The sequence below is a fragment of the Anabaena sp. UHCC 0451 genome, from assembly GCF_034931405.1.
Classification (GTDB): Bacteria; Cyanobacteriota; Cyanobacteriia; order Cyanobacteriales; family Nostocaceae; genus RDYJ01.
Map to the genome: position 1 here is coordinate 102,170 of NZ_JAYGHA010000008.1, position 9,763 is coordinate 111,932.

7 protein-coding genes are annotated in these 9,763 nt (G+C 36.8%); 5 read left to right on the top strand and 2 right to left on the bottom strand.

Going from position 1 to position 9,763, the window contains the following annotated elements; all coding sequences use genetic code 11:
- Positions 1-27: 27 nt before the first annotated feature.
- A complete protein-coding gene (locus tag VB694_RS07665; RefSeq protein ID WP_323359715.1) occupies positions 28-345 on the top strand; it encodes a hypothetical protein in 318 nt (105 codons plus the stop codon).
- A 95-nt stretch (positions 346-440) separates the two neighbouring features.
- Positions 441-1,724, top strand: a complete 1,284-nt coding sequence (locus VB694_RS07670) for a tetratricopeptide repeat protein (protein WP_416233469.1) — start codon at positions 441-443, stop codon at positions 1,722-1,724.
- Between the two features lie 272 nt (positions 1,725-1,996).
- Here VB694_RS07670 and bchI read toward each other — a convergent pair whose 3' ends face one another.
- Positions 1,997-3,115, bottom strand: a complete 1,119-nt coding sequence (bchI, locus tag VB694_RS07675) for a magnesium chelatase ATPase subunit I (protein WP_323359717.1) — start codon at positions 3,113-3,115, stop codon at positions 1,997-1,999.
- A gap of 784 nt (positions 3,116-3,899) precedes the next feature.
- Here bchI and VB694_RS07680 point away from each other — a divergent pair.
- A complete protein-coding gene (locus VB694_RS07680; protein ID WP_323359718.1) occupies positions 3,900-4,148 on the top strand; it encodes a DUF1816 domain-containing protein in 249 nt (82 codons plus the stop codon).
- An 87-nt stretch (positions 4,149-4,235) separates the two neighbouring features.
- Here the strand turns inward: VB694_RS07680 and VB694_RS07685 are convergent, their stop codons facing one another.
- Entirely contained in the window at positions 4,236-5,861 is a 1,626-nt protein-coding gene (locus VB694_RS07685) for an alpha/beta hydrolase (protein WP_323359719.1), read from the bottom strand.
- 782 nt (positions 5,862-6,643) lie between these two features.
- Here VB694_RS07685 and VB694_RS07690 point away from each other — a divergent pair.
- Complete coding sequence (locus VB694_RS07690; RefSeq protein ID WP_323359720.1) at positions 6,644-8,956, top strand: NACHT domain-containing NTPase; 2,313 nt, start codon at positions 6,644-6,646, stop codon at positions 8,954-8,956.
- A gap of 216 nt (positions 8,957-9,172) precedes the next feature.
- The gene (locus tag VB694_RS07695) at positions 9,173-9,676 is read left to right on the top strand and encodes a response regulator (RefSeq protein ID WP_323359721.1); all 504 of its coding nucleotides are present in this window, start codon (positions 9,173-9,175) and stop codon (positions 9,674-9,676) included.
- Positions 9,677-9,763 lie beyond the last annotated feature (87 nt).

Consider the following 9,763-nt stretch of genomic DNA (forward strand, 5'->3'; position numbering starts at 1 on the left):
ATCCCTATATCTTTCTACTGAAAAATTATGAGATTTTTGAATACTTGTTTCAATAACCTGATTTTATCTAGTCAATATAATCCGCCGCGATTTATTGAGTTAATGATGCTTTCCTTAGCCATTGCTATGCTTATAATTGCCACAATTACACCAGACAGACCTTATTTGGTGCTTGGTTTAAGCTTTGTGCTGGGGGCATCAATTTCTATTTTAGTGCGGGAATTGATTTCTACAATGGATCACGCTCACCCATTCTCACCCCAAAGACTCATTACTCAATTTACAGCCTTTCTGTTGCTGGGGATTAGTATTTATGGTTTTGCGGATTTAATTCGGTCTTTGTGAATATGATAGGTGTGAACAACAAGATCCCTGACTAATCAAAAGAAGTCGGGTATCGGGTTATGAGAATATGAGTTATGAATAGATAGAAAACGACTATGAAACTCAGCTTGTGCATGATTGTTAAAAATGAAGAAGCTTCTCTACCAAAGTGTTTGGAAAGTGTGCAAAATGTGGTGGATGAAATTGTAGTTCTCGATACAGGTTCAAATGATACAACGCCGGAAATAGCTCAACACTTCGGCGCTAAGGTACATTATTTTCAATGGTGTAATGATTTTAGTGCGGCTCGCAATGAAGCTTTAAAATATGTAACGGGTGATTGGATTTTAGTTTTAGATGCTGATGAAAGTCTCACCCCAGAAATTGCGTCACAATTGAGAGAAGTAATTAATATAGATGACTATTTATTAATAAATCTTGTGCGTCAAGAAATTGGTGCTACTCAATCTCCCTATTCTCTCGTTTCTCGATTATTTCGTAATCATCCTGATATTAGTTTTAATAACTCTTATCATGCCTTAGTTGATGATAGTATCGCCGCAATTTTAACTAGAGAAGCTGATTGGCAAGTTGGCTATTTACCAAAGGTTGCTATTCTGCATTCTGGATATCAAAAAGCTGTAATTAATCAGCAAAATAAATATGCAAAAGCCGCAGATGCAATGGAGAAATTTTTGGCAGTTAATCCTGATGATGCTTATGTTTACAGTAAACTGGGAGCTTTGTATGTGCAAATGGGGCAAATTAATCAGGGGATAGAATTATTAACTAAGGGATTAAATCAAACCCTGGGTAAGCGAGAAAAGACTAAAAAAGAACCTTTAGCCAGCCTCAATAATTCTCGATCAATTAATGCCAAAAATCCTCTTGTTCAAGATATCAAAAGCACAAATTTTGATATTTTGTATGAGTTAAATTATCATTTAGGTATTGCTCATACACAGTTAAAAAATCTCTCTCTGGCTATTTCTTATTATCAAGCTGCTGTAAAATTACCGATTTATCCTCTGTTGAAATTGGGAGGATATAATAATTTGGGTAATTTATTAAAAGCTATGGGTGATTTGCAAGGAGCGAAAAATGCTTATGAAACTGCTTTAAAAATTGATGATAATTTTGTAACTGGTTATTATAATTTGGGGATGGTATGTAAAGCAATGGGTTTATTTGTGGAAGCTATTGATGCTTATAGTCACGCTATATTTTTAAATCCTGATTATGCAGAAGCTTACCAAAATTTGGGAGTAGTGTTTTTGAAAGTGGGTGATGTAGACAATAGTTTAGCAGCTTTTGAATGTGCGATCGCTCTCCATGAAAAAGACAATTCTCCAGAAGCTCAAAGATTACTTCAAGGTTTACAAGAAATGCGATTAATCTAAGCCATTAATGGTTTAATTAGGGTAATGGGCTTACAACCCATATTCCGCAGATAAAATCCACTTCTAAATAATTATCACGAAGGATTCAGGGTTGTATAAACTTTTCTCCTCTTTATCTGTGTTTATCTGCGTCCATCTGCGTTCAATCATTCTTGATATTTTATTTTATGCAGCTTCATATTAATTTTGTATTAGGCGGTTGAGGGTTTTTATATTTGGAAGTCCCTCAGTAAAGAGGTAAAAAGATGATCTTTGAACCTCTTTACTCCAGACTAACGAACTCCGGCTTTCATCCCTGCACCGTTTTTCTGTGTAGCATCTTCTGGTGGTTCAACACCAAATACCCGACAAAAGACCTTTTCCACTTTATAGCCAGTATCAATGGATTCCAAGGGGTCTTTCCGCAGCCGATGACGCAGACATAAAGTAATTACCCGCCGGATATCGTCAACTGTAACTTCTGTCCGGCCTTCAAAAGCAGTTAAGGCTTTAGCAGCGCGGTTGGTAACGATATCACCCCGCAACCCGTCCACATCTAATTCTGAACAAACTTCAGAAATTTTTACCCGGAAGTCATAGTCTAAATTAACTTGTGGTAACAATTCCTGAGCATTGACAATTTGCTGTTGTAATGCTATTTGAGGAGTTTGGTGTTTTTCTAAATAAACAGGAGGATTTTGGTCAAATTCGCCCCGTTCTTCCACAATTTGCACCCGTAAAGCTGGTTCTTTGACGGTGTGAATTTCTGCGTGCATTCCAAAACGGTCGAGGAGTTGAGGACGGAGTTCTCCTTCTTCTGGGTTTCCCGAACCGACGAGAACAAACCGTGCTGGGTGACGGATAGAAATTCCTTCCCGTTCCACAGTGTTCCAACCACTAGCAGCGGAATCAAGAAGTACGTCTACTAGGTGGTCATCTAACAAGTTGACCTCATCAACGTAGAGAATGCCTCTGTTGGCTTTGGCCAGTAGTCCTGGTTCAAAAGCTTTCACACCTTCAGATAAAGCCTTTTCAATGTCAATTGTTCCACAAACCCGGTCTTCTGTTGCGCCCAATGGTAAATCTACCATTTGCACCTTTTTGTGAGCGATGGGAATTTCCATACCCTGGGCGACTTGTTGACGAACTTCATCACTCATTAAGTCCGGGTCATTGGGGTCACTGTTGAAGGGGTCATTGGCGACAACAGGGATTTCTGGTAAGAGGTCCGCCAAGGCGCGGATAGTTGTAGATTTGCCGGTGCCGCGATCGCCCATAATCATTACACCACCAATTTTGGGGTCAATGACATTTAATAGCAGCGCCAGTTTCATTTCTTCTTGACCGACGATGGCTGTAAATGGAAAGACCGCACGACGCGCACTCGCAGTAGCTTGAGCAGTTGAAGTCACTAAATTACCTTAACAATACTTTTGTGATTACAATTCTTTATTTTGACACATCTTTTGTTGACTATTAGTTCAGCATATATAGTCCGTAAGGATGGTAATTTTTTGTATTAGTAGCGACATTTACCTGATTTCAGTAATTTCTACATATTTCCTCAGACATCTTCGGAAAAGAATGTAAAGCCTTCCTACATGAGGAACGTCTCTACAAGGGTTCTAGGAAACGCACATTTAATTTTTCACCAGATGTCTATGAGATGGCGTTAAACTTATACCAATTCTGTATAAAGATGTACCAAATTCAGAAAGGAACTAACCACAGAGGCACAGAGAACACAGAGGAGGAAAATACAGGGTTACAAAATTCAGCGCCGCCTCATAAAGAAATAGTATTAGGGTCAAATATCAGCATTTATTGAAGTGCTTGAAAAATTATTTTTGCAACTAAGACTTTTGTTAAATATTGTAAATATCTCAATACTTTAACCAGATATTATACAATTTATACGCTAATCCGTAGCTTCCTCAAACATGATTTATAACATGAGGATGCCATACTAAGTAAATATTAAATTCAATACCTTGTCCATTTTTTTGTAGGTTGGGTAGAACGAAGTGAAACCCGACGCATTTGTTGGGTTTCGTACCTCAACCCAACCTACAAATCAAGACTTTTTTTGATTTGGACAAGGTATTGTAAATTATAACCAGTTTATAGTTGATTTTTTCAATCTCCCAGTCATCTGAAAGTTCTGGAATCAAGTTTAATTAATCACAGGTATCTCTCATGAATTTATTTCCATCTCAACAGTCAGATGTCGCTTGGTGGGTAGAAATTAACACCGTTGTTCCCCATTGTACTTATTATTTTGGTCCTTTTGATAGTGAAAAAGAGGCACAACTTTATAGAACTGGCTACGTCGAAGATTTATATCAGGAAGAAGCCAGAGGTATTGTTGCGCTGGTTAAGCAATGTCGGCCAGATGTCCTCACGATTTTTCACGAAGAAGCAAAAGTCAAAATATTTAGTTTTTGAAGGCTGTGTTGCAGATATTTTCCTAAAAGATAGATTTGGTGGTCTTTTAATGTTTGGTTCGATTTCTAATCTTTACTGTAATGCTTGTTATAGTTGTTCAGATGTTAGAGATTTAATCAAACTTAACGGTAGTGGTTGCTGACTAATTTTATTAACATAATCTGTACTCAAATAGGGAAGGTAACTTGGCTGTTCGGCAACATAGGCTTGAAAGAAGGCAACGCTTAAAGCTCTGACATAAGAACGTGCCAAAGCAGGACTTGCTCCAATTAGTTGTGTGGGTAGAGATAGGATTGTATTCGATGATTCTGTAATAGTAGAAAAATGTGTACCGCCATTAATAAGTGCTAAATACTTGTGTGGAGTTGTTAACCAAGTAAATGGCTGAATTTGTTCTGGTAAAGCCGGAGTCACAGTATCAGCACTGCCAGATACCATCATCACTGGGATCTTTATTTGGCTGAGACTAGCTTGTCCAAAAATGCTACTATCAATTGGATTAATGGCAATTATTGCTTTTACCCTGGTATCAGATAAGTTATATTTAGTATTCACTAAATCCACTGCTAAACACTGAAGTAAAAGCGAAATATTTAACGTATTTTCTAAATCTAGACAGTTGGCTTTTATTTGCTCAAAATTAATCTTTGCACCTGCCAATGCTAATGCCGTGTATCCACCAAATGATTGTCCTACTACACCAACTTGTTCTAAATTTAAACGTCCCCTAAATGTTGGGTTAGTTTTTGATAAACTAGTGAGTTCATCTAGTAAATATTTTATATCTAAAGGTCTGTCAATGAATTCTCTCGGATTGGTAACTCTATCTACTTTACCTGCTAATAATGCTTGTATTTGTTTCGCATTACTGCCAGGATGTTCTGGAACAGCGACTACAAAACCATAGGAAGCGAGATGTTCAGCTAGATATGCAAAACTTGTTCTGTCAGAACCAAGTCCGTGTGAAATCACAATTATTGGTAGATGAGTTTTAGCAACTGGGAGATAAATATCGGCAGGAAATATCCGGTTGCGTGAGAGATCATTCAAGGTGATAGTTTGCTTGACAAAACGCAAACTTCCTAGTTTTCTTGAGTCCTTCAATAAAAGGGTATTCAGTGGAGAATCAGTAGTGTATTGGTTTTGAGATTGTTGGTTAATCAATGCTACTGCATTTTGAGTTTTATTGACTATATTTTCTAATATATTTACAACCGCTAAACTCTCGCTTAAATTAATTAAAATTGCATTAGTAGGAAACTTATTTAAGACATTTAAAAGTGTAAAATTATTTGCATCTGCGGCTGACAAAATTAGTGCTGCGCGAATTGCATAAAAGCCTGACAATCTAGATTCAGTCTGAATAACTTTTCCCAATATTCCTAATAACCGTTCACCAATTGGTGTATATAGAAACTGCGAAACTTGTACTTTATTTAAGGGAATAGGAGCTAGTAAAGATTTCTGTAATTGAGTTAGTTGTTTTTTGTCTACATAATGACTATATACAGCTAAATACTTATCTACTGCACCTGTTCTAGCATAGGTTTCAAGTGAATGAATGGGGATAGACTCTTCTAAAAGACCGTAATTGAATTTTATTCTTTCTGCACCGAAAGTGCGATTAATAGTTAGTACAGGTATTAAGCCTATATTGCAAATTATCAAAGCTATTTTCAGCAAAATAATTTGTCGATTTAGAAGATAAGTCATAAGTTTCCACTTAAATAAAATTAGCCGATGATGCACCCTACCAGAGACTGAAACAGATTGTATTCAGATATTGTTGATACCCAGATCCCCGACTTCACCAGATCAATTTATCATTTATGGAGATAATAAATAAAAGAAGTCGGGGATCTTATCGCCTCACCTAAATTCTTACATTCTTCTTGAGGAATAAATGTAGAATGTAGGTAGTTGATTCTCCCAGAACCTCTTGAGCCATCAACTAACTTATTATCTTTAATAATTTTATATATTTTGTAAATTGACAATAAACACAGATTTAATAAATTAAAATCTGCTATTTCTGGTCGTATTAACTGCTTTTGAATTAACGCATAAAATATCTGCAACTGATATCTATTAATACAATGATTATTTCTAAGTAAGTAAATATTCATGATTAACCTTGTAATGGTTGTTTATATATAATTGCAGAGTAATGTTTGAATTCAAGTATTCCCAAAGATTGAAATGTATAATATTAACGAATAATGTTTGATTTCGTCACAAAACTTAAAATATTATTCCTATATTATTAAACTTTGTATAAGATTAATAGGTTATGATGATGGTATCAGCAAAAAGCTGTAACAGTAAAAAATTTGGTATTGCTGAAAGCAATTATGAATTTAGGTGTAGAGACTTTCTATTAGTAGGAATTCTCGGCTCGGAAAAGCTTTTAAAAACATAAAAAATTAGTTTCATACATTAAATCAGTAACGCCAAAAATTTTATGGGAATTTAAAATTTTAAGACCTATTTTTCTCATGGCTAAAAGATCCCTCCAGGCATCATCAATTGGTATTCAACAGGCTAAAAAAGCGTTTGCTAGTAAGGGTTGGACTCAAGAAAATCTAGCTTTTGAAGTCAACTTAAAAACTCGACAACCCATTTGGCGATTTTTTAGTGGAAGACCAGTAGAACGTCATACTTTTATGGAAATTTGTGCTGTATTGGAATTAGATTGGCGAGAAATTAGTGTTGAACCCCCAGCAGAATTTATTGACCGAGAAGAATCCACCCAGCCCTCTGTCCCAGATATTGATAGATTAGTACAACAAGTGCGATCGCAACGGTTTGACAAAATTCAAGACCAGTGCGGCATCTTGCAGTTATTGGACATCAGTCGTCCCGTTGCCATCAATGACATATATATAGATCTGAATATTTTGGAAGAAATTGCTAGTCAACAATACTTAGAAATCAGTGAACTGCAAAATCTTGACCCCAAAGAATTTAATCGCTTTGGCTTAGGAGACATTGAGCATAAACAGATACCCGGTATACAGGCAGTGGAAAAATACTCCAAACTCAGAGTATTAGGCAAACCAGGAGTTGGCAAAACTACTTTCTTACAAAATCTTGCCATTCAGTGTAACCAAGGTAATTTTGCAACCAATCAAGTGCCAATCTTCATCACACTGAGAAATTTTGCCCAAGAAGCTAAAGTTACCAACGAATTCAGCTTATTAAACTACATCCGTCAGGAGTTTCGCACATCTGGAATTTTAGACCCCTCAATCATAGAAACATTGCTGAGGGAAGGCAGAATATTACTGTTGCTTGATGGTATGGATGAAGTTCTCAACGAACAATGCAATAGTGTATTAAGCGAAATTCGTATATTTTCAGAGAAGTATCACAAAAATCGGTTTGTGGCGACCTGTCGAACAGCAGCACAAAGACTGAGACTGCGAGGTTTTACCGATGTGGAAATTGCTCCATTTACTTCAGAACAAATCCTAGCCTTCGCTCAAAAATGGTTTGTAGGCTTTACCAAAACCAACACTGAATATGGTCAAGCCCAGTCTGCTGACTTTATTGAGAAGCTGAACTTAGCTGAAAATTGGCAATTTCGCCAACTCGTAGTCACACCCCTATTTCTGCATCTTGCCTGTTGGGTGTTTCACTGTCAAGACAAATTCCCGACTAAACGCACTGACTTTTATAAGCAAGGACTAGACCTGCTCTTGGGTAAATGGGATGAAGCTAGAGGCGTAGAAAGAGATGAGGTTTACCGGGGGTTTTTATTACCACAAAAGCTCAAATTATTAAGTCAAATTGCAGCAGCCACATTTGAGCAAGGTCAGTATTTTTTTGAGCAACGCACCATTGAGCAATACATTGGTGACTATATTCAGAACCTAAGCACTGTGCCAATGGAAGCAGAGGAACTGCAAATAGAAAGCGAAGCGGCGCTAAAGGCCATCGAATCTCAACATGGGCTACTAGCAGAACGGGCGCGGGGAATTTTCTCCTTCTCCTATCTAGCGTTTCAAGAATACTTCACAGCGAGAAAAATCGTTGCCAGCCATAACCTACAAGCATTGGAACAGGCTTTGGGAGGTCTAGTTAGTCACATCACTGACCCCCATTGGCGGGAAATCTTTTTGTTGACAACTACCATGCTTCGGAGTGCAGACTCCCTAGTCCAGTTGATGAAGCAACAGATTGATGGTCTGGTTGCCGAAGACCCTTATTTACAGGAGTTTTTAAGCTGGGCTAGTCAAAAATCACGCACTATTCCCACCCAACCAAAGGATGCTGCAATTCGGGCATTTTACCTGGCATTGAGTCGGACTCCTCGCATAGCGCCTCACTTTGCTTTAGCCAGCAGCCTTGACCAGGGCATTTTTCTTGATGCAGCTTTGGATAACCTATTAGTGGAATGTGCAATTGATGAGAGCCAAAACTTTGCCCACTCCCACGTTTGTGCAGATGCGCTCTCAAACATTTTGGGAATTGTTTTAGATATGGGACTTTATAAATCCTTACAACAACTCGCTGAAGAATTGCCAGATTCTCGTCAAAATCAAGAACGGTTTCGGTTATGGCGTAAAACCAACTATTCAGCCTGGGCTAAACAGTTAAGGAACACAGTGACGAACTACCGCAATATTAACCACCGATGGCAGTTTAGTCCTGAGCAAGAGCAAGTCCTACAACGCTACTATGATGCTAACCAATTATTACTTGATTGTTTACATAGTAATTGCGAGATAACTGCTGCTATCAGGCAGGAAATTGAAGCTACCTTATTATTGCCTCAGCAGGAACTTGAAGACAGAGAATGGCAATAACTGGATTAGCAAAAAAATATTTATTAAATTTTGTGTTGTAATGAATCAACTTATTCACAAAATCAAACAACCCTAAATCATACTATAGGAGCAGCAGAAGATTTAGTCTGAAAATATACACTGATTGTTTATCTAATTAATTGGTTTTCTTAGCACCTTTATAGTTAGGTTTGTCAATCTCATGTTGCATTTAAAATCCTCATCGTAGGTTTTATCATGAATTCAAGTATTGCCTCTTTTTTAAATATTGATATCCTCAAAGGGTCGCAAATACTGGTTGTAGACAACGATGTCGATAGCGGGGTGCTATATACTATTTTTTTTACCCAATTTGGTGCAAATGTAATGACATCTAGTTCTATCAAGGGAGCTTTAGAAATACTGAATTGGTTTATTCCCAACATCATCATTTGTGAAATTAGGTTTTTAGGTGAAAGTGTTTACAAATTGTTCAATAAATTAAACGTTATGGAAGTAGAAAATAAGAATTATATTCCAGTGATTGTCACTTCAACCTCTAGCACAGGTATCATTAGTGAAATTCCAGAAGTAGAGCTTGAAAGATATTTAATTAAACCAGTTGATATTGACCAATTGACTTTAATGATTATTAATTTATTTGCGACTGGTAAAAAGAATTTATTAGATTGTCCATCAAAACAAAAATATAGTAATAAAATAGAAGTAAAAGAGTCCTTGTTAATGCAAATGGATGTTTGAGCAAATATATGAAAATCATAAATATTAGCTATATAGCCAAACTACTGAAAAGTTCTATAGGATTCATATTTGAAGTTTGAAAAAATC